The following is a 25,151-nucleotide window of genomic DNA, read 5'->3' as shown; positions in this document are numbered from 1 at the left end:
CCTACTCCTCTACCGCCCAACCGACAGTCACATTGCCGAAGCCGGTGCCTGTCGATTCAGAACGCATCGATACTTCTTCTGCCGCGAGAAGCGCACGCAGCGCCGAGAGCGAGCCTTCGGGCCCGGTCAGCCGCACCGGCACGCCGACACGGTCCTGCGCCCAGCTCGCCAGCAGCAGCGCGCGGCGCCCGGCGGGGGTCGGCTCCTCGCCTTCGAAGGCAATCGTGGGCAATGGCCGCAGCGGCGGGATATAGCGGATATCCCAATCCGGCTCGGTCGAATCGATACGCCGTTCCAGCTCAAGATAGGTTGCCATCGTGGCCCCGTTCAGCGGGCGCGCTGTAACCACGGCGCGGCGGCGCTGGCGATCTATCGTCACATCCTCCACCGGTACGCCTGCAAGCAGCGCCAGCCGGTCGGCAAGGTCCTCCACACGTTCCGCCGCCTCGGCTTCCTGCGCACGTGCAGCCGCCAGTTGCGCTTCTTCGGCGGCATCCTGGCTGGTCCCCACGCGAAGCTGTGTCAGGGTCAAGTCGACTTGCCGCTCCAGCCGTTCCGAAATCGCCACCTCTGCACGCGATTCCGCGTCACCAATAATTTCCGGCGTGTGGACGGTCGCGGTGACCTGAATTGTCTCGCTTTCGTAATTCGGCACCACGCGGTCGACCCGCGCACGCCCGTCGAACACGCCTTCGACCACTGTGTTTATCTGGCGCGTGGCATTGGTTTCCCACACGATCTGGCGGAGAGAGAGGAACAGCGGGATGGCCAGCACGACAAAGGCAGAGAAGATCAGGAAGGCCTGCATCTGCGTCTGCTTCTCCGACAGGCTGGTGCTGAAGCCGTACATGCGCGCCATTGCCGTGGCCGTCAGGGCAATGGCGGTGAGGTTTGTGATAAACAGGAACAATGCCCCCCAGAACACCGTGCCGTTCCACGTCGCAAAGCCGAAGCCGACCACGGCCAGAGGCGGCATCAATGCGGTTGCGATGGCCACGCCTACGATTGTCCCCTCGCGCCCGCGGATCATGGCATAGGCGCCTGCAATCGAGGAGAAGATCGCCACGCCAAGGTCGAACAGGCTGGGCCGCGTTCGCGCCGCAATTTCCGTCGTAATGGCCTGCAAGGGCGAAAGAAACACGATCAGCGCGCAGAACGCGACGGCAACCAGCACCCCGATTGCGAGCGATTTTGCCGATTGCCGCAGCCATTGAAAATCGCCGATGGCAAGCGCAAATCCCACGCCCATGATCGGGTCCATCAGCGGGCTGAGCAACATCGCCCCGATCACCACGGCTGCCGACCCTTGGAGCAGGCCAAGCACGGCAATGCCGGCCGACATGGAGATCATCAGCAGATATCGGGCCGAGAGTGCGCATTCGGCGCGGCGCTTTTCGATGACAGCAACCTGGTCAACCGTGCCGGTTACGTCCCGGCGCCACCAGCTTTCGAGACTGGTGAACACATCGCCGATGCTTTCACGCACCGACAAGTTGGCCGTGCTCGCTTCAGTCGCTGCACCTGCCGACTGCGCCGCCTGTTCCTCCGGGCCGATATCGTTCGCGTTTGGTGTTTGCATTACCGCGCATTATCGCGGAAACTCGCTGGGCACAAAGGGGGAAACGCCCTCAACTTGAATAACGTGTCTTGTATGCCTAATACAGTAGGTAGCATTCGACGCAGGGCAGGAAGGGAAACACGCCGCGATGGCCACGACAAACGAGACAACCACCAAGACCGCAATCGATCTTGAACTGACTCCGCCCGATCCGGTGCCCGCAATTGCTCCCGAAAAGGCGGCAGGCCTCGTTCCCGTGAGCGAAGAACAGAAGACCGAACTTCAGCAAAAGGTCGATGGCTTCGTGAACGAACTGGTGGCGCTCGATGCCAATTCCCCCGATTTCGGCAAAAAGGTCGACCAGATTACCAATATGGGGCGCAAGGAAATCATGGCTGCCAGCCAGATGTCCAACCGTTTCCTCGACCGTCCGGTACGCGCGATGGACCAGGAAAGCGGCGTCGGCACCGACCTCGCCGAATTGCGCCGCACGGTCGAAGACCTCGATCCCGGCCGCAAGGGCAAGCTGCGCGGGCGCAAGCTGTTCGGCATCATCCCCTTCGGCAACAAGTTGCGCAATTATTTCGACAGCTACACCAGTGCGCAGGGCCACATCCAGTCGATCCTCGCCCGCTTGTCGAGCGGCAAGGACGAGCTGCTGATGGATAATGCCGCAATCGATGTCGAACGCCAGAAGCTGTGGGAAGCTATGGGCAAGCTCGAACAGATGATCCACATCGCCAAGGCGCTGGATGGAGAGCTGGAAGAGAAAGCTGCGGAACTCGACGCGACCGATCCGGAGAAGGCCAAGGCAATCCGCGAAACCGCGCTGTTCTATGTTCGCCAGCGCACGCAGGACTTGCTCACCCAGATGGCAGTTTCGGTACAGGGCTATCTCGCGCTTGACCTGGTCAAGAAGAACAATGTCGAGCTGGTCAAGGGCGTCGACCGCGCCAGCACCACCACCGTGGGCGCGCTGCGCACCGCTGTGACCGTGGCGCAGGCGATGACCAACCAGAAGCTGGTTCTTGGCCAGATCACCGCGCTCAACCAGACGACCGCCGGGATCATTGATTCCACCGGCGAGATGCTGCGCGAGAACACCGCGCAAATTCACGAACAGGCCGCCAGCAGCACCATCCCGATGGAGACGCTGCAACGCGCCTTTCAGAACATTTACGATACGATGGATGAGGTCGACCAGTTCAAACTGCGCGCGCTCGACAGCATGAAGCAGACCGTCGACGTGCTTTCCACCGAGGTCGAGAAGTCGAAGGGCTATATCGCCCGCGCCGAGGGGCAGGCGCAAGCCACACAGCAGGTCCATGATAGCGGCCTCCTGAGTCTGGAGAGCTAAGCGCTACCTATGCCCGACGATCTGACACGCCTTTCCGACCGCATCCTGTCCGACAGCCGCGCCGTGCTGCGCGACAACCAGACCGGCGGGCGCCATCGGCTGGAGGGCCGCTCGATCGGACAGGGCTCGGCCAAGCTCAAGCGCAAGCATTTCACCAGGAAACTGATCCAGCTTGCGGTCGGGATGATCGGCATCTTTGTGGCCGCCGGCGTGGCTGGAGCAATTCTCAACGGGATCGGCTTCTGGGGCGTCATGATCTCGCTGCTGGTCATGTTCCTGCTGTTCGGCGTGGTCTTCAAGCAGAAGATCAAGGTTCCACAGCGCGCCGACCTCACCCGCACGCAGGACGCCCGGCAGTTGGTCGCGCGGACCGAATTGTGGCTTGAGCATCAGCGCCATGCTCTGCCTGCTCCCGCTGTGAAGATCGTGGACGATCTGGGTGTGCAACTCGATGCGCTGGGCAAGCAATTGGCGCACGTCGATCCCACGCACGAAGCTGCGGGCGAAGTGCGGCGGCTGGTGGGGGAAATCCTGCCCGAAACCATCGACAGTTACACAAAGATACCCGCCAACCTGCGCAATGAAGAACGCGCCGGATCCACGCCGGACAAACAATTGGTCAGCAGCCTTGGCAAGATCAGCAAGGAAGTGGATTCGGTCACGCGCCAGCTGGCGCAGGGTTCGCTCGACGATCTCGCGATCAAGGACCGCTACCTCGATTACCGTTACGGTGATGCCGAGGGCATGGCCCTCGGGGATAGCGCCAAGCCTACCGACAGCGGCACTCCGCTTTCCGACGAAGGTTCGGGCGTCCCGCTGCCAGATTTCGACCGCGCGAAGAGCAAGAGCTGATGCAGGTTGCAATCCCGCACCAGCTGGGCCGCGAGGAAGTCCGCCGTCGCCTGAGCGAGAACAGCGACCAGATCGCCGATCACATCCCCGGCGGCATGGCCGAGGTGCAGACGAGCTGGCCTAGCGAGGACCGAATGGCGATGGCGATCTCCGCGATGGGCCAGGCGCTATCGGGCCATATCGATATCGAAGACAATCAGGTCATCTTCCACATGGACCTGCCGCCAGCCCTCGGCTTCCTCAAACCCATTGTCGAAGGCGCAATAAGGCAGTCGGGGCAGAAGATGCTCGAACCGCCGAAGGACTGACCAGCACCGGCGCGGGGTTACAGGTCGCGGTCTCTTTCGAGATATTCCTCGGGAATGCGCAGCGCATCGGTCGCTTCGCGGGTCTCCTTCAGGAACACCACCAGCGCCGCCATCAGCAGCACGATGGCCATGATGAAGGTCACGGCGATCAGGATGCTCAGGCGAAGCTGGGCGAAGTCCTGAACGAACAGCAGCACCACGGTGACGCCGATCGAAAGGCCGGCGAGCACGAGGAGCAGCAGGGCGCGACCGATCAGTTCGATGCGCCGGTCGGCAATGCGGATTTCGCGCACGATCATGTCGTGCTCCATCCCTTGCGTCGCACCATGCAGCTTTTCCAGCTCGCGGCTGCGGTCGACCACGCGGCCAAGGCGCTGGGTGAGCGTCGCGATAATGCTGCCGATCGCAACCAGCACGAAGACCGGGGCCAGCGACAGCTGGATAGTCTGGGCGATCATCGTGTCGGTCAGCGGGTCCATGATGTCGATTGCCCTCTCGCGCCCTACTGGTTCTTCGCACCGGTGAGATTGCCGACCTTTTGCGAGCCCGCCATCGTCGTCACCAGCACCTCATCGCCATCGACGACAACCGCAACATCCTCCAGGCCAATGACCGAAACGCGCGGGCCATCGCTGTCGACAAGCACATTGCGGCAGTCGACCAGATCGGCCTGTCCGCGCACGCGGTTGCCGCCATCATCCGCCAAACGCGCATCGCGCAAGGATTGCCAGCTTCCGATGTCGGACCATCCCATCGAAACAGGCACCATGGCGGCGCGGTCGGTTTCTTCCATTACCGCGTAATCGACCGATTCGGACACGATCTGCGCGAACGGTTCGGGTGCCGGGTGGAAGCGAGCGCCATCCTCGCGTCCTTCTGCCACCGCGCTGCGCACCGCGTCGGCCAGCGCAGGACGATGGCGCGCCAGTTCGGCCATGAAAGCGCCTGCGCGGAAAGCGAAGATGCCGCCGTTCCAGCTATAGCCGCCGTGGGCCAAGAATTCACTCGCACGCTCAAGATCGGGCTTTTCGACAAATCTTTCGACCGCAAAGCCACCCGCCAACTCCTCGTCGCGCAGGATGTAGCCATAGCCAGTCTCGGGGTGTGTCGGAGTGATGCCAAAGGCGACCATCCGGTCCTCACGCGCAAGAGCGGCGGCAGCCTGCGCCGCAGCGCGAAACGCCGGCACATCGGCAATGTGGTGATCGCTCGGGCAAACCAGCATCACTGCGTCATCGGGCAGCAGCGCAGCGGCGAGCGCGATGGCGGCGGCGGTGTTCTTCGCCTCGGGCTCGACCACGATGCGTGCACCCTCATGGCTCAGCTGCGCCTCGACATGGGCGAGATGCGCGGCTCCGGTGACGATGGTAGGGGCGGCGAACTGCCCAGCATCGCTGCACCGCGCCAGCGTCTCTTCGAACAGGGTCGCATCGCCCACCAGCGGCAGGAACGGCTTGGGCATGGTCTTGCGGCTGCGGGGCCACAGGCGGGTGCCGCTGCCGCCGCACATGATAACAGGATGGATCTTGGTCATGCCCTGCCTTGTGAAATTAAGCCGCCCCCTGCAACCCCGGCGCTAGGATCGGGCGCGGAAATCGACACGATAGCCATAACGCGCTTCGACAGGCGTTCCGTCTGCGGCTGTTGCCGGATTGAAGCGGATACGTTCTTCCACCAGCGGGCAAACCCGCGCCGTGGTGGCAGCATCGACCTGCGTATTGGCGACGGTGCAATTGCGCGCGCGGCCATCGACAGTGACGGTGAAATGCACCGTCACCGAACGGCCCAGCCGCGCTTCTCGTCCGCCTTCGGGAATGGGAAAATCGCGCGCCTCGTTCAATTCGCCCGAGCGGACAGAGGGGCCGACCGCAACCGCGCCGCCGGTGCCCGATCCACTCCGCCCGCTGCCGGTGCCATCGCCATCGCCGCCCGCACCGGTGCCATCGCCCTGCTCGCGCGCGCCGGACTGGTTGGCGGTCCCGGTGGAAGATGCGCGCGGTGCTGGCGAGGGACGCGGGATAGGCTGTTCCGGAGCGGTGACTTCGCGCGGCGTTGCCTCGCGCCCTTCATCGCCTGCCGCACCTTCATCGCGTTGCGGCGGCGAAATGCTCGGCTCGACCTCGGGCTCTTCATAGGTGCGCACGGTGACAGTGACGATATTGGTAGCACTTTCGATCACGCCCGAGGTGAATTCTGGTGCCAGCAACCGGGCAAGCCCCGCCAGCGCAGCAACGTGCAAAAGGCCGATCAGCACCACCAGCTTCCAATTTAGCCTTTTGCGTTTTGCCGAGTAACCGCCCTGCACCATTTGCTGCCTGTCCCTAGTGTCGCGATGCGCCTCGCCTGACGCGAAATTCCGCGTTTTGCAAGGTCGACAGCGCTGGGCTTCGCCATTAATCTGGCGGGCATGAACACGAGCTATCGCTTCGCCATCGACCGCGGCGGCACCTTCACCGACGTCGTGGCAGAATGTCCGAACGGCCGACTGGTGACAACCAAGCTGCTCTCCAGCAATCCCGAACAATATCCCGACGCCGCGAGCGAGGCGGTGCGGCGGATCCTCGCCGAGCACGGAGATGCGCCGATTGCCGAATTGCGCATCGGCACAACGATTGCCACCAACGCATTGCTCGAACGCGAAGGAGCCGAAGTCGCGCTGGCAATCACCGCGGGCCACCGCGATGCGCTGCGGATCGGCAACCAGTCGCGGCCCGATATTTTCGCGCGTCACATCGTGCTGCCCGAACGGCTCGAGCGCCATGTGATCGAAATCGACGAGCGTGTCGGTGCCGACGGTGAAATCCTGCGCCCGCTCGATGAAGACGCGGCGCGGCGCGATCTCGGCGCTTTGCGCGAAAAGGGTGTCGATGCGCTCGCCATCGTGCTGATGCATGGCTGGACCTTCACCGAGCATGAGGCACGGCTGGCGCAGATCGCGCAGGAGATGGGCTTTACGCAGGTGAGTGCGAGCCACGAGGTGTCGCCGCTGATCCGGCTGGTCCCGCGCGGCGATACCAGCGTCGCAGATGCTTATCTTTCGCCGGTGATCCGCGCCTATGTCGAACAACTCGCCCAGCGCCTGCCAGAGCATGGCTCCTTGCGTTTCATGCAATCGAACGGCGGGCTTGCCGATGCCCGCGCCTTCCGCGGCAAGGACGCAGTGCTGTCCGGTCCGGCAGGCGGCGTCGTGGGCATGGTGCAGACGGCGCAGCGGCTTGGCCACACACGACTGATCGGTTTCGACATGGGCGGGACGAGCACCGACGTATGCCATTATTCGGGCGAGTATGAGCGGACCGGCGACAGCCTCGTCGCAGGCGTGCGCATCGCTGCGCCCATGATGCAGGTCCATACAGTGGCGGCGGGCGGCGGCTCGATCTGCCGCTTCGACGGCCAGCGGCTGCGCGTTGGCCCGGAAAGCGCCGGTGCCGATCCCGGCCCTGCCTGCTACCGCAAAGGCGGTCCGTTGACCGTCACCGATTGCAACCTCGTGCTTGGGCGGATCGATCCGGCGCAATTCCCGCATGTTTTTGGTCCCGACGGCGACCAGCCGCTTGACCCTGCGGCATCGCGCGCGCGGCTCGACGAGATCGTGGCGCAATTGCCCGAACCCATGGAGCCGTCCGAGCTTGCCGAAGGCTTCCTCGCGCTGGCGGTGGATGAAATGGCCAATGCCATCCGCAAGATCAGCACCGCGCGCGGGCACGATGTGACCACCCATGCGATGGCCTGTTTTGGCGGCGCGGGCGGACAATTTGCCTGCCGCGTGGCGGACGAGCTGGGGATGGAGACGGTTCTGGTCCACCCGCTTGCCGGGATGCTCAGCGCTTATGGCATCGGCCTCGCTCCGGTCGTCTCGATCCGTGAAGCAGGCATCGTGCGACCGCTTGCCGAGGATTTTTCGCAAGCACTGGCATCGCTTCAGGATCAGGCGCGCGACGATTTGCTGGCACAGGGTATCAGCGACGACCGCATCTCGCTGGTCGCACGGATGCGCCTGCGCTTCGACGGCAGTGACACAACGCTCGATCTCGCGCTGGGCGAGGATGCCGATGCGCGGTTCCGCTCCGAACACCGCCTCCGCTTCGGTTGGTCGGATGAAGCCGCACCCATCGTTCTTGAGGCCCTCAGCGTGGAAGCGCAGGGCACCAGCGGCGGGTTGAGCGACTATGTCGAGAGCGTCGGCGATGACGCAAAAATGCAAACCGGCCCCGCGATCATTCCGGCAGCAGGCTCGACCACAGTGCTCGAGGAAGGCTGGAGCGCGCGACGCGCAGAGGACGGATCGCTCATCCTCTCGCGCACCACGCCGCGCGATCGCGCACCCGCCGCAGGCACCGCGGTCGATCCTGTGCGGCTTGCCATCTTTAACAATCTTTTCATGGCAATAGCCGAGGAAATGGGCGTCGTTCTCGAAGCCACGGCAAGCTCGGTCAACATCAAGGAACGGCTCGACTTTTCCTGTGCGCTGTTCGATGCGGAGGGATCGCTGATCGCCAATGCGCCGCATATACCGGTACATCTGGGCAGCATGGGCGCGAGCATCCAGCGCGTGATCGCCAACCGCGCGGGCAGTACGCGCGGCATAAGGCGCGGCGATGCCTATGTGGTCAATGATCCCTATCACGGCGGCACGCATCTGCCCGATGTGACGGTGATTGCGCCGGTGTTCTGGAACGATGCCAGCACACAGGCCGACGCCTTTGTTGCGGCGCGCGGCCACCATTCCGATATCGGCGGCACCGCGCCCGGCTCCATGCCGCCCGACAGTCGGACAATCGACGAGGAAGGTGTGCGGCTCAACGATGTGCTGCTGGTCGACGAAGGGCGCTTTTGCGAAAACGAGATGCGCGAGCTGCTCGGTTCCGGCCCCTACCCGGCGCGCGCTCCCGACCGCAACATTTCCGATCTCAAGGCCCAGCTGGCAGCCTGCGCGCGCGGAGCAGACCTGCTGGCAGTTGCCGCGGGCGAGCACTCGGGCGAAGTTCTGGCAGCCTATATGGGCCACGTTATGGACAATGGCGAAGCCGCCGTGCGCGAACTGCTCGGCCATCTGCCTGAAGGCGAATTCACATACCCCATGGACAATGGCGCGCATGTCAGCGTTGCCATCTCCATCGACCGGGAAAAGCGCGGCGCGCTGTTCGATTTCACCGGTACCAGCGAGCAACTGCCTGACAATTTCAATGCGCCCGAAGCGATCACCCGCGCCGCCGTGCTTTATGCGCTGCGCTGCCTGGTGGACGATGACGTGCCATTGAACGATGGTTGCTTGCGACCCGTCACGCTCCGCATTCCCGCAGGCTCGATGCTCTCGCCCAATCCGCCCGCCGCAATTGTCGCGGGCAATGTGGAGACGAGCCAGGTGATCACCGATGCCGTTCTCGCCGCCTGCAAGGCGCTCGCCCCGGCGCAGGGCACGATGAACAATTTCACCTTCGGTGACCATGAGCGGCAGTATTACGAGACGATCTGCGGCGGATCTGGTGCAGGGAAGGACCATGACGGAACCTCCGCCGTGCAGACCCATATGACCAACAGCCGCCTGACCGATCCCGAGGTGCTGGAAGCACGCCTGCCTGTACGCGTCGAGAGCTTTGCCATTCGCGAAGGCTCGGGCGGAGAAGGGCTTTACAAGGGCGGAGACGGGGTTGAACGCCGGATTGCCTTTCTCGAGCCCATGCGCGCGCAAATCCTCGCCAACCGCCGTATCGTACCGCCGCGTGGTATCTGCGGCGGCAGCGATGCACAGCCCGGCGACACTTTTGTCGAGCACTCCGATGGCTCTATCACCACGCTTGGCGCAACCGGTGCGGCCGATGTCGGCCCGGGCGACGTGGTAGTGATCCGCACGCCGGGCGGCGGCGGCTACGGGACATCCGAATGAAACTCGACCAAGCCACCGCGCAGCGCTTTGCCCGCACCGCGCTCGGCCATGTTACGCGCGAATATCCCAACAAGCTCGATCATGTGATGGCTGGGCCGCAGGATGCAGAAACGCCGCGCGAACTGCACCCAGCATTCTACGGTAGCTATGACTGGCACAGCTGCGTTCACAGCTGGTGGACATTGCTGACATTGCGACGGCTGTACCCGGACCTGCCCGAGGCGCAGGAAATTGCCGCACTGGCGGACGTTACCCTGTCGGAAGAGAACCTAGCTGCAGAATTGGCCTATGCGCAGCGGCCTGAGGCGCGCGGGTTCGAGCGGCCCTACGGCTGGGCGTGGCTGCTCTATCTGCACCTTGAAACCACCCGCCACCCGGACTGCGCATGGGCCAACCGGCTCGAACCACTCGCGCGGCAGTTCGCCGCGGGCTGGCGCGACTATCTGCAAACCCTCTCCCACCCGATCCGCCAAGGCGCGCATTTCAACACCGCCTTCGCGTTGACGCTAAGCGTCGAATGGGCGCGCAAGTTCGACAGCGACCTGGCCGAACTGATCGAATCCGCTGCGCAGGGATATTTTGCCGATGATCGAGCGGCGCAATGCTGGGAGCCGGGGGGCGACGAATTCCTATCCCCCACGCTGATGGAAGCGCTGCTGATGCAGCGCGTGCTTCCCCCAGCGCAGTTCGACAGCTGGTTTGCAGCCTTTCTCCCCGCTCTGGAGCGCGGTGAGCCCGCCACCTTGTTCACGCCCGCGCAGGTCAGTGACCCCAGCGACGGCAAAGCCGCGCATCTCGACGGCTTGAACCTCACCCGCACATGGTGCTGGCGCGCGCTAGGCCTTGGCGGTGACAATGCCGAGCGGCACTATGCCGCCTCGCAAGCCGCGATCGACGGCGACTACATGGGATCTCACTGGCTGGCGACGTTCGCGCTGCTCAGCATGCTTGAAAATTGAGCCAGATCAAGGCGGCTCGCTGAGGCGATGGCTAGAACCAACTCCTGTGACTGGAACAGGAGTTTCTACCATGAAGAAGAATATGGGCCCGCTCGACCGTACCTTGCGCCTTTTCGCGGCATTCGTGCTCGTTGTGCTGGGTGTAACGGGCACGATTACCGGCACGCTCGCCGTCGCAGCCTATGTCGTCGCGGCAGTGTTCGCCCTGACAAGCTTCGTTTCGACCTGTCCGGCCTATCTGCCGTTCGGCATCACTACCTGCAGTTGAAGCTGGACGGGCGCACTAGCGGCCTTTCCAGTTCGCGGCACGCTTTTCGACGAAGGCCTGCATGCCTTCGGCCTTGTCCTGCGTCGCGGTGAGGATCTGGAACAGGCGGCGTTCGTGCAACATGCCCTGTTGCAGCGTCGTTTCGAACGAAGCGTCGACCAACTCCTTGTTGATCATCGCGGCCATTGGCGGCATTCCGGCGATCGTTTCGGCGGCTTTCATCGCCTCGTCCATCAGCTGGTCATGCGGGACGACGCGGGCGACGAGGCCGGCGCGCTCTGCTTCCTCGGCATCCATCATCCGGCCCGTCAGGCACAAATCCATCGCCTTGGCCTTGCCGACCGCACGGGTGAGGCGCTGGCTGCCGCCCATGCCGGGCGCAACGCCCAGCTTGATTTCGGGCTGGCCGAACTTCGCGTTTTCCGATGCGATGATGAAATCGGCCATCATCGCCACTTCGCACCCGCCGCCCAGCGCGAAACCGTTGACGGCGGCGATCCACGGCTTGCGGATCTTGGCGGTCATGTCGTTCCATCCGGAGAAGAAATCCTCGAGGAAGAAATCGGCCGGCTCCTTCTCGACCATTTCTTTGATATCCGCACCCGCCGCAAAGGCCTTGTCGCCCGAGCCGGTCACCACCGCGCAATGCTGGCTGTCATCGGCCTCGAACGCGGCGAAAGCCTCCTGCAACTCGCGCAGCACCGTAGTGTTGAGCGCGTTCAGGGCTTCGGGGCGGTTGAGTGTGATGAGGGTGACAGCGCCGCGCGCCTCGGAGGTGATGGTTTCGTAAGCCATGGGGGTACTTTCTTGTGAGGATTATTCGAGTTCGAGAATAACGGCGTCGACCACCAATGTCTCGCCTTCATCGGCGTTGATCGTGGCGACCGTGCCTGTTTTCTCGGCGCGCAGGATGTTTTCCATCTTCATCGCCTCGACCGTGGCGAGCGGCTGGCCCGCCTCGACATCGTCGCCTTCGCCGACATGCAGCTTCACCAGCAGGCCCGGCATCGGGCACAGCAGCAGCTTGGAGGTGTCGGGCGGCACTTTCTCGATCATGTGGCTGGCGTGATCGGCATGGCGCGCGGGCAAGGCCATGCCGCGATATTTGCGCCCGCGCGTGGTGAGGTTCCACCATGCGCCGTCGCGTTGCAGCTGGATGCCGTATTCCTCGCCATCTGCGGTGACGGTGGAGAGGCGCATGCCCGGCTGCCAGTCCCACGTGCCAGCGATCCATTCGCCATCGACGGTAGCGCCGCCATCACCAAGTTCGACCGCATGGGTCTCGCCGTCGAGTTTTACGGTCCAGTTGGAGCCGGGCGAAGGCGTGCCGTTCAGCCGTTCGGAGATGCGCCCGGCACGCGCCCGCTCGGTGCATTCGGCACCGGCAATCCAAGCAGCGACCGCGCGCTTCAGCTCGTCTGATGCGGCCGCGCCTTCGAAGCCTTCGGGATATTCCTCCGCAATGAAGCCGGTGGTCATATTGCCGCTGCGGAAGCGCGGATGCTGCATCAGGGCGGAGAGGAAATCGACATTGTGGCCGAGCCCTTCGAGCACGACCTTGTCGAGCGCCTTGACCTGCAGGTCTGCAGCCTCGTCGCGGGTTTCGCCCCAGGTGATGAGCTTGGCGATCATCGGGTCGTAGAAGATCGACACTTCGCCGCCTTCCTGCACGCCGCTATCGACGCGCACGCCGTCTACACCGCGCAAATCGCCGTCCCAGGCATCGACCGGGGTCTGGTAGCGCACCAACCGCCCGGTGCTCGGCAGGAAGCCGCGATAGGGGTCTTCGGCATAGATGCGCGTTTCGATCGACCAGCCGTCGATTTTTACATCGTCCTGCGTCATTTCGAGCTTCTCGCCCGCCGCCACGCGGATCATCAGCTCGACCAGGTCGACGCCGGTGATCGCCTCGGTCACGGGATGTTCGACCTGCAGGCGGGTGTTCATTTCGAGGAAGTAGAAGCTCTCGCCGGTCGGGTCCGCGCCGGAAACGATCAGCTCGACCGTGCCTGCCGAATGGTAGCCCACGGCTTGGCTCAGCGCGACCGCCTGCTCGCCCATCTTGCGGCGCATTTCGGGAGTGACGAAGGGCGATGGCGCTTCCTCGACAACCTTCTGGTGGCGGCGCTGGATCGAGCATTCACGCTCGTTGAAATAGAGTACATTGCCGTGCTTGTCGCCGAGCACCTGGATCTCGATATGGCGCGGGTCGAGGATGAACTTCTCGATGAAAACGCGGTCGTCGCCGAAGGAATTGAGCCCTTCGCGCTTGGTCGCCTCGAACCCTTCGCGCACGTCCTTTTCGTTATAGGCAAGGCGCATGCCCTTGCCGCCGCCGCCCGCGCTGGCCTTCATCATCACCGGATAGCCGATCTCGTCCGAGATGCGCACCGCGTGGTCCGTATCCTCGATCTCGCCGACAAAGCCGGGAACGACGTTGACGCCCGCTTCCTTCGCCAGCTTCTTGGACTCGATCTTGTCGCCCATCGCCGCGATGGCATTGGTGGGCGGGCCGATGAACTCGATGCCCTCCTTGGCCAGCGCCTCCACGAAGCTCGCGCGCTCGGAGAGGAAGCCATAGCCCGGATGCACCGCCTCGGCGCCGGTCTGCTTGCACGCGTCGATGATCTTCTCGGGGATCAGATAGGACTCGTTTGCCGGAGCCGGACCGATATGCACCGCCTCGTCGGCCATCTGCACGAAGGGCGCGCGCGCATCGGCATCCGAATAGACCGCCACCGTGGCAATACCCATGCGTCGCGCGGTCTTGATGACCCGGCACGCGATTTCACCACGATTGGCAATGAGGATTTTTTTGAACATTATTGAGCGCCCTCTTCATGCGCACATGGGACGTTGAAGTCCCATTCGGGATTGAAGTCATAGCCGGTCGGCAAAAGATATTGCAGCACTGCAGGCGTTAGGATGTGATAAGCGGTGGCATGGGTCAGGTCGGGCGTCGCAAGCAGGCAGGCGCTCTCCCCTGCTGCAACGGCGACCATTTCGACAGCCTCCTGTGTTTCCGGTCCCTCGTTGGAATAGCTGACCAGCAGTCGTCCTCGCGTTCCGCCATCGGCAAGCGTGTTGGCGGCAGAGCGAGCCAGCGCCTGTCCCTCCCACCACAGGCTGGGATTAACCGCGCCATAGCCGTCGAACAGCGCCGGTTCGGTAAGCCATGTTTCAACGATGAACAGGCCCGCAAGCGATTCCCCCAGCACCGCATCGGTGCCATTGGTACGGTAAGTTGCTTCAATCAGAGGCTTTACCTCGTCACGGATGAATGCGCGAAAGCTCGCGGAATTGCCCGCGGTGGGGAACGCCTCGCGCTCCTCCGCATTGCCCGCAGTACCGATTAATTCCGCGCGCCTGTCTCGCGTGCTGATCCCGACAACGATGGCAGGCTGCGAACGTCCCCACATGGCATTAAGCGCAACGGTGCCGCTGACATGCAGGAAATCCTGATCCAGCGATCCGTCGATCAGATAGAGCACCGGGAAGCTTTGCTCGCTCTCTCGATATTCCGGCGGAATAAACACATTGATATGCCGTGCGACCGGTTCATCATCAAATGTCAGCAAGTGCGACTCGCCAATCGTGATCGGTGTACCGGCACCCTGCGCCGACACCGGTGTGGCGACGGTGAGAGCGGCAATGGCGAGAAGCGCCTTGTAATCAATCATTGAATAATCTCGCCGTCAGGTCTTCGCGCCGTTGTTTGTCGGTGGCCAGACGCTTGAACACCAAACGCGCGGCAATATTGCCGAGGATGAAGCAGCCGATCAGCACCAGCCACGCGCTGATGCCGTTATGGCTGAAGAAATACCAGAACCCCGGTATGACGAACACGAAGAACGCGATGATCCGGGCAAGCTGCGCCTTCACTCCGCCGCCTCCAGCTCGTCACCCGCAGGCGGCATATTGTGGCCCAGCAGGCGCAGCAAGTCCGCTGCCGCTTCGACCACATTGGTGCCGGGGCCGTAGATGCCCTGCACGCCTGCCTTCTTGAGGTAGTCGTAATCCTTGGGCGGGATCACGCCGCCGGCGACAACTTTGATATCGGCGCGGCCTGCGTCTTTCAGGTGTCCGATCAGTTCGGGGATCAGCGTGTTGTGTCCGGCGGCCAATGAGCTTGCGCCGATGGCATCGACATTGTTGTCGAGCGCCATCTTGGCGGTTTCCTCGGGCGTCTGGAACAGCGGGCCGGAGATCACTTCAAAACCCATGTCGGTGAAGGCCGAGGCGATCACATTGGCACCGCGATCGTGGCCGTCCTGGCCCATCTTGGCGACCAGCACGCGCGGTGTGTGGTCGAGCCTGCGGGCAACCGCCTGCACGCCCGCCACCACCTGCTCGTAGCGCGCATCGCCTTCGTAGGCAGACGCGTAGACGCCCTTTACCGGCGTTGGCACGGTGTCATAGCGGCCGAACACGTCCTCCATCGCGGCGGAGATTTCGCCCAGCGTCGCATCGTGGCGGGCGGCCTCGACTGCCAGCGCGAGGAGGTTGCCATCGCCGCGCGCGCCCTCGGTCAAAGCCTTCAAAGCAGCTGTGCACGCCGCCTCGTCGCGCTGCGAGCGCACCCGCTCGAGCCGGGCAACCTGCGATGCGCGCACCGCGTGATTGTCGATGTCGAGCGTGTCGAGATGGTCTTCCTCGTCGAGCCGGTACTTGTTCACCCCGACGATCACCGTCTCGCCCTTGTCGACGCTCGCCTGCTTGGCGGCAGCGGCTTCCTCGATGCGCGCCTTGGGCATGCCGCTGGCGACCGCCTCGGTCATGCCGCCCAGCGCATCGACCTCGGCGATGAGTTCGCGGGCCTTTTCGGTGATCTCGGCGGTCAGCGCCTCGATGTAATAGCTGCCGCCCAGCGGATCGGCGACATTGGTGATCCCGCTTTCTTCCTGCAGCACCAGCTGCGTATTGCGCGCGATGCGGGCGGAGAAGTCGGTCGGCAGCGCCAATGCCTCATCCAGCGCATTGGTGTGCAGCGATTGCGTGCCGCCGAGCACCGCCGCCAAGGCCTCCAGCGTGGTGCGGATGACGTTGTTATAGGGGTCCTGCTCCTGCAGCGAGACGCCCGAAGTCTGGCAATGGGTGCGCAGCATCTTGGACTTGTCGTTCTGCGCGCCAAGCTCGGTCATGACATCGTGCCACAGCGTGCGCGCGGCGCGCATCTTGGCGATCTCCATGAAGAAGTTCATGCCGATGCCCCAGAAGAACGACAGGCGCGGCGCAAAGGCGTCGATATCAAGCCCGGTTTCGATGGCGCGCCTGGCGTATTCCTTGCCGTCGGCGATGGTGAAGGCAAGCTCCTGCACCGCCGTCGCCCCGGCCTCGTGCATGTGATAGCCGCTGATCGAGATCGAGTTGAAGCGCGGCATGTTGCGCGAAGTATAGCCGATGATGTCCGACACGATCCGCATGCTGGGCGCAGGCGGATAGATATAGGTGTTGCGGACCATGAACTCCTTGAGGATGTCGTTCTGGATCGTGCCGCTGAGTTTTTCCTGGCTGACGCCGGCCCGCTCTGCCGCGACGATATAGAACGCCATCACCGGGATCACCGCGCCGTTCATCGTCATCGACACGCTCATCGTGTCGAGCGGGATCTGGTCGAACAGGATTTCCATGTCGCGCACGGTGTCGATCGCCACGCCAGCCTTGCCGACATCGCCGACCACGCGCGGGTGATCGCTGTCATAACCACGATGGGTGGCGAGATCGAAGGCGACGCTCAGACCCTTCTGCCCGCCTGCAAGGTTGCGGCGGTAGAAGGCGTTCGATTCCTCGGCGGTGGAGAAGCCTGCATATTGGCGGATCGTCCACGGGCGGCCGGTGTACATGCTGGCATAGGGGCCGCGGGTAAAAGGCGCGAAGCCGGGCAGGCCCCCAGCACCATTAGGGCCGTCCTCGGGCGCGTCTTCCGCTGTATAGAGCGGCTGCACGGCGATGCCTTCGGGCGTGTGCCACGTCAGATCGCGGCCCTTCACTTCCCTGGCGGCCTTTTCGTGCCAGTCTGATTTCGTCGGCTTGTCTGTCATTTCAGTGTCCAGTGCGCAGGCGCGAGGTCAGTTCGACCAATGCGCCCCTTCCTTGGGTGTTTCCATGATCTCGGTGAGCTGGCCCATCATGTCCTTGGGGTGGAGGAAGAAGATAGGCGTGCCATGCGCACCGATGCGCGTGGGGCCAAGGATGCGTTTGCCCTGCTCCTCGAACCACTTGCGCGCGTCCTCGATATCCTCGACCTCGAAGCAGATATGATGCTGCCCGCCCAAGGGGTTCTTGGCGAGGAAACCGGCGATGGGAGAGGCATCGGACAAAGGCTCGATCAGCTCGATCTGCGTGCCGTTATAGCCGCTCTCGGTCGGCGTATCGACGAAGCAGACCTTCACCCCCTGCTCCTCGAGATCGAAAGGCGTGTGCACCTTCGTCGCACCCATGGTGTCGGTGAAATGCGCGATCGATTCCGCAATCGAGGGCGTTGCCACGCCGATGTGGTTGAGACGTCCGAGTTTCATTTTAACTGCTCCCAGAGGCGACGAATAAAGCCACTATCCCGGCTGCGGACATAATTATCGCAGCTAAACCTGTGATCATGACACCTGTCCAAAACTTCTTCGGATTTTCAATTCGATCCTGCTTTTCCCGACTTAGTTCAATTTGCCCTGATCGAATGGCACGAAGCACCTTCCAGAAGAGCACAGCCGAGTATGCGAAAAATCCGAGACAAAAAACTAGTACCATGACTACCGATGTTCACCCAGTTGGACGCCTCACAACGGAAGATTATCATGCTTCTTCCACGGGTTCTCGAGCTGCTTTCCCGCCAGCTTGCGCAGCCCCAGCGCGATGCGTTTGCGGGTCGAGGACGGGTGGATAACCTCGTCGATATAGCCGCGTGAAGCGGCGACGAAGGGGTTGGCGAAGCGGTCTTCGTATTCTTTCGTTTTCTCGGCGATCTTGTCGGGATCGTCGCGGTCCTGGCGGAAGATAATCTCCACCGCGCCCTTTGCGCCCATCACCGCGATTTCGGCCGTCGGCCAGGCATAGTTGAGGTCGCCGCGCAAATGCTTGGAGGCCATCACGTCATAGGCGCCGCCATAGGCCTTGCGGGTAATAACGGTGATCTTGGGCACGGTCGCCTCGCCATAGGCGAACAGCAGCTTCGCGCCGTGCTTGATGATGCCATTGTGCTCCTGCGCGGTGCCGGGAAGGAAACCGGGCACGTCGACGAAGGTGACGATCGGGATCGAGAAGGCATCGCAGAACCGCACGAAGCGCGCGGCCTTGCGGCTGGCATCGATGTCGAGCACGCCCGCCAGCACCATCGGCTGGTTGGCAACAAAGCCCACCGGGCGGCCCTCGATACGGCCGAAGCCGGTGATGATATTGCCACCATGTTTGGGCTGGATTTCGAAGAAAGTGCCCTCGTCCACGACCTTCGCGATCAGCTCGTGCATGTCGTAGGGCATGTTGGCATTGGCGGGGATCAGCGTGTCGAGGCTGTCCTCGATCCGGTCCCACGGATCATCGGTCGGCAACACCGGCAGTTCGGACTGGTTGGAAGCGGGCAGGAAGCCCATCAGGTCGCGCGCGGCGAGCAGCGCCTCGACGTCGTTTTCCAGCGCGAGATCGGCGACTGAAGTCTTGGTTGTGTGCACCACCGCGCCGCCCAGTTCTTCCTGCGTCACTTCCTCGTTGGTGACGGTCTTCACAACTTCGGGGCCGGTCACGAACATGTAGGAGCTGTCCTTCACCATGAAGATGAAGTCGGTCATCGCGGGGCTGTAGACCGCGCCGCCCGCGCATGGCCCCATGATGAGGCTGAGCTGCGGCACCACGCCCGATGCAAGCACATTGCGCTGGAACACATCGGCATAGCCGCCAAGGCTGGCCACGCCTTCCTGGATGCGCGCACCGCCCGAATCGTTGAGGCCGATGACAGGCGCGCCCACGCGCATCGCCATCTCCATCACCTTGCAGATCTTCTCCGCATGGCGTTTCGACAGCGAGCCGCCGAAGACAGTGAAATCCTGGCTGAAGACATAGACCAGCCGCCCGTTGATCGTGCCGCTGCCGGTGACAACGCCATCGCCGGGAATCTTCTGGTCCTGCATCCCGAAATCGATGCAGTCATGTTCGACATAGGTGTCCAGCTCTTCGAAACTGTCTTCATCGAGCAAGATATCGAGCCGTTCGCGCGCGGTAAGCTTGCCCTTGGCATGCTGCGCATCGATACGCTTCTGGCCGCCACCCATCCGGGCTGCTTCGCGGCGCCGCTCCATCTCGGCAATATTGGCTGACATTGACGCGAATCCTCCTGCAACAGCCAGTTGCATGGGAATTGTATCCAGTCAAACCGGACGAAGCGCAGCGGCGATATTGCGGAAATAATGGTGAGCCCTGCTGGGTTCGAACCAGCGACCTACTGATTAAAAGTTGCGCGCAGTAGCGGCAATAGCGGCAAATTATGGTCAGTTTGCCGCCCGCAAGTCTCTAAAAACACGACATGAAGTGAATGAGCGTCAATCGAGGGCAGCCAAGGGGGCTGTGTTTTCGGTGCTTGACGCGGTGCTCATTCACGTGGTCGGCAATGATAAACGTTGCCCGCCACAATGCAGGAAAAGTTCGCTTGCGGTAGAGCTGATCGACAGCTGAGATAGTTACCTACGTTGGTGCAAGATGCGGTAGCAGATGAGCTTGGTGATAGGGGTGCGATAGAAGGTGGGGTATATGAGCTTGCGGCTTCCAAAGTTCTTTGCGTTTGGTTTTGAATTTGCGCGTTACCAGCGTCGATTCTAGCTCGTTGCGCATCTCGCGCTTGTTGCTGCCTCGCCCTCGCAGCCGTACCATATTGAAGTTCTGCGACCGTCATCGCACTACGATAACCCGTAAAGTTCCTATCGGAATTGTAGCACATAATCCGACCATCGTTTAGCGGGATATAGGTTTTGCAGCCACTCCCTCCTGTGACGTAGTAAGCACCGTTCAGAAAGGTTGGAGTTGGTGATGAGGCGCAGGCCGAAACAAAAAACAAGCCGAACAAAGTCACTAGAATACGCATAGTCCCCCTGTGAGCAATTCGCTCCCGTGCTCTAGCCAAGCGGACCAGAAACCGTGTGTTACCAATACGTTTCTGTGAAAGCAATCATGGTCAGTTAGGCGCTCGCAAGTCTCTAAGATCGCGACATTCAAGCTGAGCGGGGTCGCTGTCGCCGAGGAGATCCTCTCCTATTCGTCGAAAAACCGTGTTATCCTGCTGAAAACGGCTTGGGCATGTCGCTCTCACCATGGATTTCTCACCGGCCACCGGCTCAATGGTGCCCCCATCATCTGTGACAAGTTGCAGCGAGCAGACCCCGCCTGCCTTATTGCAGGTCGGATAAGCTGTATCTGTTCTAAAAGGGCAGGGCAACTCGTCGGCGCGCTGGTCTTCCAGCTTGGTGCGGAGGGTGTCCAATCTTTTTGTTTGATGGTCAGTGAGTCCAGTGGCTGCCAGCTTCTCTTCGAGGAAAAGCAAGCGGGAAATTTCAACTTTCGTCATCGCGGAGCCGCCAACCTTATGGTCAGCAAACCTCAATCGTTCAACATCCGTCAGCTCAAGGAAGGGCCGACCGTACCATTCTGCGATGTGGAAGCGCTCTGCCAAGTCCCTTACCTTTCGTGGGAAGGCGTAGCAAGTGGCCTGCAGTCGATCCAGCTTGGCACCTCAGAAGACTGAGGAAATCCGCGCTCGGAACCTCTTCACGGTGCTTATTCGGTACTTGACCGCCACACGCAGCGACGTAAGCGGCCCGAGGGCCACTCAACGCGCTGAAATATAAGGAAAAAGGTGGTGAGCCCTGCTGGGTTCGAACCAGCGACCTACTGATTAAAAGTCAGTTGCTCTACCGACTGAGCTAAGGGCCCGAGAGAGGTTGTCATCAGCACTTCTCTGCGGCGCGTCACCTAGGGACCGAGCGGTGCATGGTCAAGCGCGCTGTGCGCTATCGCCGCGATGCTGGTCCCAATAGAGACTTGCAGAGTGTGCTCTTCCATATATGATAACGTTCACAACAATAACAAGTGATGCCCCGGAGGAGGCCTGCCTGCGATGTTGAAGATACTTGCCATTTCCGCCGCCCTTGCGATCAGCTTGGCCGGACCGGTTGCCGCCCAGGATGATGACGCGCCCGAACCGCGCAACACGCGGGGGCTTCCCGGGCACCTGCACGCAATCGACGACATGCTGCGGGGCGGGTTGCTGAACGATCCGACCGATCTCAACTGGGAGCATTATGGCCTAGGCCGCGACCTGGTTGTTGATGAAAGCTATCCCGGCGGTGGTGCAGCCCTGCGCATCGCCATGGGTCCTGCGACCGAGGTCTATGCCGGCGGCGTGAACATCCCGCTTCTTGCCCGGGTCAACCGCGGCGAACAACTGACCATCGGCTTCTTTGCCCGCACCATCGAAAGCAGTGCGTCCAATGGCAATGGCCGGGTCAGCGTGCGTTTCCAGATCAACGAGCCGCCCTACGCCGGTTATGGCGATACCGTGCTCGAGATCGGGCGCGAATGGGGCTTTTATGAGGTGACTTCCGAGGCTGAACGACCAATCCGCCGCAATGGCATCGTCGCGCTGCAATTCGGCCTGCAGGAGCAAGTCGTGGAGATCGGGCAAGCTATCGTGGTGACGGGAACCCGATCGGTGTTCGACTAGCGTAATCGCGCGCGTAGCTGCCGAAGTGTCAGCCCGGTCACCGGATCGCGCCAGTCGGGCGCGATTTCGCTGGCCGGGCCGAGCACGAACCCGCGCTGGCGGAACATGGGATGCGGGATCAGCAAGTCGGGTGATGCAAACAGCCCTTCGCTCCACAGCACGATATCGAGATCGAGCGTGCGAGCACGCCAGCGTCGCCCCACCCGCCTGCGACCGAATTGGCTCTCGATCATTTGCAGCCCGTCCAGCATGTTGAGCGGAGGCAGGTCGCTTCCCACCACGAGCGCGCCATTGGCATATTGCCGCGTCGATGGCCCGACAGGTGCGCTGCGGATGATGCGCGAGGTGGCGAGAACATCGCCCAAAATTTCTCCGATCGAGCATGCCGCATGGCGCAGGATCGCTTCGGGCGAGCCAAATCCCGGATGCCGCTGGTTGCTGCCCAGGGCGATCAGATACTGGCTTCCTTGCGACTCAGCCAAAAATGTCGTTCTCGGCTGCTTGGGCATAGGGCGTGCCGATGGAAACCTTGCGCTTTTTGCGGAACAGGCCGGACGTCGCCACGTGATAGGGCACGATCACATCGCGCGCGTAGTCGGCGGCGCGGACGCGGACCTGTACCGCATCGGTCGGCTCGGCATCGGGAACGGGTCGCACCCTGATATCCACCGCGATTGCTGATGCGGCTATGTCTCCTGCCCCGGCAAGGCTGCGCAAGGCGGTTTCAAGCCCTTCGATTACTTGCTGCGATGGTGGGTTGTCGTCGTCCTCCAGCACCGCAATGGCAGCGATCTGCCCGTCTTTCCCCAACTTGTGCCCAATGGGGAAGAACTCGCCATTTTTCTCCAGCAACGTCGCAGCCATATCGAGGCTGGCGATGTAAAGGTCGTCCAACTGGTCCTGGCTTGGCATTGTTACTCCCCCTGTTTCAGATGTCCTCGCAAATCCGGTCATAAAGCTGCGGGCGGCGGTCGCGGAAGAAGCCCCAGCTTGCGCGGTGCTGGCGGGCGGCATCGAGGTCGAGCGTGGCGCTTAGTACGCCGCTTTCCTGCGCGCCAAACTCGGTCAGCATATCACCCCATTCGTCGCAGATGAAGCTGTGACCGTAGAAGGTTGTGCCATCGCTCTGCCCACCTTCATGGCCGATCCGGTTGGCGGCGACGACAGGCATGCAATTGCTCACCGCATGGCCGACCATGGCGCGGCGCCACATGCGGCTGGTATCCATCTCGGCATCCTTGGGTTCGGAGCCGATGGCGGTGGGGTAGAACAGGACCTGAGCGCCCTTCAGCGCGAGCACGCGCGCGGTTTCGGGATACCATTGGTCCCAGCAGATGCCGATTCCGATGCGCGCACCGAACACGTCCCACACCTTGAACCCGTCATTGCCGGGGCGGAAATAGAACTTCTCCTCATAGCCCGGACCATCGGGGATATGGCTCTTGCGATAAGTGCCCATCAACTCGCCGTCCGCGCCGATCATGGCGAGCGTGTTGTAATAGTGATGTCCGTCACGCTCGAAAAAGCTGGTGGGAATCGCCACACCCAGCCCCTTTGCCAATTTCTGCATCGCGACGACCGAGGGGTGCTCCGCCACCGGCCTTGCGAGCGCGAAGAATTCGTCTTTCTCCTCGCGGCAGAAGTATGGGCCGGAGAACAGTTCGGGCGGCAGGACAACTTGTGCGCCCTGCTGCGCCGCTTCCTCGACGAGCGTGGATACAGCGGCGATATTCTCGGCCTCGTCATCCGAGCCGAGGGCAAGTTGCAGGGCGGTGACAGCAAGCGTGGTCATCGGGACAGTCGCTCAATCCCGCTTGCGGAACAGCAGGGTCATGCGGTCGCTTTCGCCGATGGCTTCGTACCGTTCGCGGTCCTCGTCACCAAAACGCAGCACCGGCAGGAGAGTCCACACGCCGCCTTCCCAATCGGCCGGGTCGTTGGGGTTGGCGTTGATTTCGGATTCCGCGACCAGTTCGAAACCGTGCAGTTCGAACAGGCGCACCACGTCGGACTGGCGCATGTAGCCGCGCGTGCCGCTGGCTTCGGCATAGCTTGCGGTTTCGGGTGCGCGGTGTTGGACCACGCCAACCATGCCGTCATCAGCGAGCAGCGTACGGATGGCGCGCAGTTCGGCATCGGCGGCGTTGCCGTTCATCAAACCGTGCATGGAGCGGAAGATCAGCACGCGATCTGCGGTGCCGGCAACACCTTCGGGAATCTCGTCGCTTTCGAAAGCCATGATGGCATCAGCGGTCGCCATGCCGCTTTCGGCAATAGCAGCCACAAATTGATCGCCCCAGCTTGCCGCGCCTTCTTCGCGCGCGCCGCTGTCACGGTTCAGGCCGATGTACTGGCCGTGCGGCGCAATCCACGGCACCAGCACGCGGGTGTACCAGCCGCCGCCGGGGGCGTATTCTGCCACACGCATGGTCGGCTCGACCTGGAAGAACGCCAGCGTTTCGGCAGGATGGCGATATTGGTCGCGCGCGCGATCATCGTTGCGCAGTTCCATCGCCAGCACTTCGTCCAGCGAGTGTTGTTCGTCGTGCCCGTCGTGGGCGGCGACGGGAGCGGCCAGCACAACGGCGGCGGCGGCAAGAAGATGGGTGAAACGCATTGAAACTCTCCCGGTGTCAGTCATTGCCGCAAGCACTACAGACCATTGGCGGGATGACAAGCCGTGCCTTGGTCCCCATCTAACCGGCAAAGGAGATTTGCGATGAGCGAGACTGTGATCGTAGCCGGTGGCTGCTTCTGGTGCACCGAGGCGGTATTCAACGACGTGATCGGCGTGGAAAGCGTTGAGAGCGGATATATCGGCGGTGACGTACCCGATCCGACCTACAAGCAGGTCTGCACAGGCACCACGGGTCATGCCGAGGGTGTGAAGGTTACTTTCGATCCCGCCACGGTCAGCCTGCCAGAAATCTACGACATGTTCCTCGGCACGCATGACCCGACCCAGTTGAACCGGCAGGGCAATGATGTCGGCACGCAATACCGCAGCGCGATTTTCCCGTTGTCGGACGAGCAGCGCACAGAGGCAGAAGCTGCAATCGAGCGCTGGAACGACAGCAATCATGGGACGGCTGTGACCACCATCGAAGGTCCGGCCCAATGGTATTCGGCGGAAGACTACCACCAGGAATATTGGGAAGGCGAAGGCCAGCGAAACCCCTATTGCATGGCCACGATCCCGCCCAAGCTGATGAAGCTGCGCAAGAGTTTTGCCGACAAGGTGAAATCCTAACCGAGGCGGAATG

The 25,151-nt window shown here is 62.3% G+C and carries 24 protein-coding genes and 1 tRNA gene; 8 read left to right on the top strand and 17 right to left on the bottom strand.

The window, feature by feature from the left end:
- Window position 1: 1 nt before the first annotated feature.
- Complete coding sequence (locus AAC850_RS10715; protein ID WP_340588745.1) at window positions 2-1,579, bottom strand: TIGR00341 family protein; 1,578 nt, start codon at window positions 1,577-1,579, stop codon at window positions 2-4.
- A 127-nt stretch (window positions 1,580-1,706) separates the two neighbouring features.
- Here AAC850_RS10715 and AAC850_RS10710 point away from each other — a divergent pair, with 127 nt between their 5' ends.
- The 3 genes from AAC850_RS10710 to AAC850_RS10700 are packed head-to-tail and all read left to right on the top strand — an operon-like array spanning window position 1,707 to window position 4,075.
- Entirely contained in the window at window positions 1,707-2,915 is a 1,209-nt protein-coding gene (locus AAC850_RS10710; protein ID WP_340588744.1) for a toxic anion resistance protein, read from the top strand.
- 9 nt (window positions 2,916-2,924) lie between these two features.
- Window positions 2,925-3,767 (top strand): hypothetical protein, encoded by an 843-nt coding sequence (locus AAC850_RS10705; protein ID WP_340588743.1) that lies wholly within the window; start codon window positions 2,925-2,927, stop codon window positions 3,765-3,767.
- Entirely contained in the window at window positions 3,767-4,075 is a 309-nt protein-coding gene (locus AAC850_RS10700; protein ID WP_340588742.1) for a polyhydroxyalkanoic acid system family protein, read from the top strand. The genes AAC850_RS10705 and AAC850_RS10700 overlap by 1 nt, the downstream gene beginning before the upstream one ends.
- 17 nt (window positions 4,076-4,092) lie before the next feature.
- On the opposite strand, the gene AAC850_RS10695 is transcribed toward AAC850_RS10700, so the two are convergent.
- Genes AAC850_RS10695 through AAC850_RS10685 form a run of 3 tightly spaced genes read right to left on the bottom strand, consistent with a single transcriptional unit; the run spans window position 4,093 to window position 6,383 of the window.
- Window positions 4,093-4,554, bottom strand: coding sequence for a DUF2721 domain-containing protein (locus tag AAC850_RS10695; protein ID WP_340588741.1), 462 nt, complete (start codon window positions 4,552-4,554; stop codon window positions 4,093-4,095).
- Between the two features lie 23 nt (window positions 4,555-4,577).
- On the bottom strand, window positions 4,578-5,609 hold the full coding sequence (locus AAC850_RS10690) for a mannose-1-phosphate guanylyltransferase (protein ID WP_340588740.1): 1,032 nt from the start codon (window positions 5,607-5,609) through the stop codon (window positions 4,578-4,580).
- Window positions 5,610-5,651: 42 nt separating this feature from the next.
- A complete protein-coding gene (locus tag AAC850_RS10685; protein ID WP_340588739.1) occupies window positions 5,652-6,383 on the bottom strand; it encodes an energy transducer TonB in 732 nt (243 codons plus the stop codon).
- A 99-nt stretch (window positions 6,384-6,482) separates the two neighbouring features.
- Between AAC850_RS10685 and AAC850_RS10680 the strand changes: the two genes are divergently transcribed.
- The 3 genes from AAC850_RS10680 (at window position 6,483) to AAC850_RS10670 (ending at window position 11,189) form a co-directional block, all read left to right on the top strand.
- Window positions 6,483-9,962, top strand: coding sequence for a hydantoinase B/oxoprolinase family protein (locus tag AAC850_RS10680; protein WP_340588738.1), 3,480 nt, complete (start codon window positions 6,483-6,485; stop codon window positions 9,960-9,962).
- Window positions 9,959-10,921: a DUF2891 domain-containing protein gene (locus AAC850_RS10675; protein ID WP_340588737.1), complete on the top strand. Its 963-nt coding sequence runs from the start codon at window positions 9,959-9,961 to the stop codon at window positions 10,919-10,921. The genes AAC850_RS10680 and AAC850_RS10675 overlap by 4 nt, the downstream gene beginning before the upstream one ends.
- Window positions 10,922-10,991: 70 nt before the next feature.
- Window positions 10,992-11,189 carry a YgaP family membrane protein gene (locus AAC850_RS10670; RefSeq protein WP_340588736.1) on the top strand — a complete coding sequence of 66 codons (198 nt, stop codon included), beginning with the start codon at window positions 10,992-10,994 and terminating at the stop codon, window positions 11,187-11,189.
- Window positions 11,190-11,204: 15 nt separating this feature from the next.
- On the opposite strand, the gene AAC850_RS10665 is transcribed toward AAC850_RS10670, so the two are convergent.
- From AAC850_RS10665 to AAC850_RS10625, 9 genes are all read right to left on the bottom strand, one after another.
- The gene (locus AAC850_RS10665) at window positions 11,205-11,984 is read right to left on the bottom strand and encodes an enoyl-CoA hydratase-related protein (RefSeq protein ID WP_340588735.1); all 780 of its coding nucleotides are present in this window, start codon (window positions 11,982-11,984) and stop codon (window positions 11,205-11,207) included.
- Between the two features lie 21 nt (window positions 11,985-12,005).
- Complete coding sequence (locus AAC850_RS10660) at window positions 12,006-14,012, bottom strand: ATP-binding protein (protein WP_340588734.1); 2,007 nt, start codon at window positions 14,010-14,012, stop codon at window positions 12,006-12,008.
- Complete coding sequence (locus tag AAC850_RS10655) at window positions 14,012-14,869, bottom strand: alpha/beta hydrolase (RefSeq protein ID WP_340588733.1); 858 nt, start codon at window positions 14,867-14,869, stop codon at window positions 14,012-14,014. The genes AAC850_RS10660 and AAC850_RS10655 overlap by 1 nt, the downstream gene beginning before the upstream one ends.
- Window positions 14,862-15,071, bottom strand: coding sequence for a hypothetical protein (locus AAC850_RS10650; RefSeq protein ID WP_340588732.1), 210 nt, complete (start codon window positions 15,069-15,071; stop codon window positions 14,862-14,864). Before AAC850_RS10650 ends, AAC850_RS10655 begins: the two co-directional genes overlap by 8 nt.
- Window positions 15,068-17,230, bottom strand: a complete 2,163-nt coding sequence (scpA, locus tag AAC850_RS10645) for a methylmalonyl-CoA mutase (RefSeq protein ID WP_340588731.1) — start codon at window positions 17,228-17,230, stop codon at window positions 15,068-15,070. The genes AAC850_RS10650 and scpA overlap by 4 nt, the downstream gene beginning before the upstream one ends.
- Window positions 17,231-17,257: 27 nt before the next feature.
- Window positions 17,258-17,707, bottom strand: coding sequence for a methylmalonyl-CoA epimerase (mce, locus tag AAC850_RS10640; RefSeq protein WP_340588730.1), 450 nt, complete (start codon window positions 17,705-17,707; stop codon window positions 17,258-17,260).
- A 255-nt stretch (window positions 17,708-17,962) separates the two neighbouring features.
- Window positions 17,963-19,495 (bottom strand): acyl-CoA carboxylase subunit beta, encoded by a 1,533-nt coding sequence (locus AAC850_RS10635; RefSeq protein WP_340588729.1) that lies wholly within the window; start codon window positions 19,493-19,495, stop codon window positions 17,963-17,965.
- A gap of 848 nt (window positions 19,496-20,343) precedes the next feature.
- The gene (locus tag AAC850_RS10630; RefSeq protein WP_340588728.1) at window positions 20,344-20,838 is read right to left on the bottom strand and encodes a NotI family restriction endonuclease; all 495 of its coding nucleotides are present in this window, start codon (window positions 20,836-20,838) and stop codon (window positions 20,344-20,346) included.
- A 184-nt stretch (window positions 20,839-21,022) separates the two neighbouring features.
- A tRNA-Lys gene (locus AAC850_RS10625) sits at window positions 21,023-21,098 on the bottom strand.
- Between the two features lie 184 nt (window positions 21,099-21,282).
- Here AAC850_RS10625 and AAC850_RS10620 point away from each other — a divergent pair.
- Entirely contained in the window at window positions 21,283-21,888 is a 606-nt protein-coding gene (locus AAC850_RS10620) for a hypothetical protein (protein ID WP_340588727.1), read from the top strand.
- On the opposite strand, the gene folK is transcribed toward AAC850_RS10620, so the two are convergent.
- From folK to AAC850_RS10600, 4 genes are read right to left on the bottom strand one after another with little or no spacing between them, the layout of a single operon-like run.
- On the bottom strand, window positions 21,885-22,370 hold the full coding sequence (gene folK / locus AAC850_RS10615; RefSeq protein ID WP_340588726.1) for a 2-amino-4-hydroxy-6-hydroxymethyldihydropteridine diphosphokinase: 486 nt from the start codon (window positions 22,368-22,370) through the stop codon (window positions 21,885-21,887). The two genes, AAC850_RS10620 and folK, sit on opposite strands and share 4 nt — an antisense overlap.
- Complete coding sequence (locus tag AAC850_RS10610) at window positions 22,363-22,800, bottom strand: hypothetical protein (protein ID WP_340588725.1); 438 nt, start codon at window positions 22,798-22,800, stop codon at window positions 22,363-22,365. The genes folK and AAC850_RS10610 overlap by 8 nt, the downstream gene beginning before the upstream one ends.
- Window positions 22,801-22,816: 16 nt before the next feature.
- Window positions 22,817-23,680 carry an N-carbamoylputrescine amidase gene (gene aguB / locus AAC850_RS10605; RefSeq protein ID WP_340588724.1) on the bottom strand — a complete coding sequence of 288 codons (864 nt, stop codon included), beginning with the start codon at window positions 23,678-23,680 and terminating at the stop codon, window positions 22,817-22,819.
- A gap of 12 nt (window positions 23,681-23,692) precedes the next feature.
- On the bottom strand, window positions 23,693-24,505 hold the full coding sequence (locus tag AAC850_RS10600) for a class I SAM-dependent methyltransferase (RefSeq protein WP_340588723.1): 813 nt from the start codon (window positions 24,503-24,505) through the stop codon (window positions 23,693-23,695).
- Window positions 24,506-24,607: 102 nt separating this feature from the next.
- Here AAC850_RS10600 and msrA point away from each other — a divergent pair, with 102 nt between their 5' ends.
- The gene (msrA, locus tag AAC850_RS10595; protein ID WP_340588722.1) at window positions 24,608-25,138 is read left to right on the top strand and encodes a peptide-methionine (S)-S-oxide reductase MsrA; all 531 of its coding nucleotides are present in this window, start codon (window positions 24,608-24,610) and stop codon (window positions 25,136-25,138) included.
- Window positions 25,139-25,151: the final 13 nt, after the last annotated feature.

Source organism: Erythrobacter alti, assembly GCF_037996805.1.
In the GTDB taxonomy this organism is placed as follows: Bacteria; Pseudomonadota; Alphaproteobacteria; order Sphingomonadales; family Sphingomonadaceae; genus Alteraurantiacibacter; species Alteraurantiacibacter alti.
This window is presented reverse-complemented; position numbering and strand designations above follow the sequence as displayed.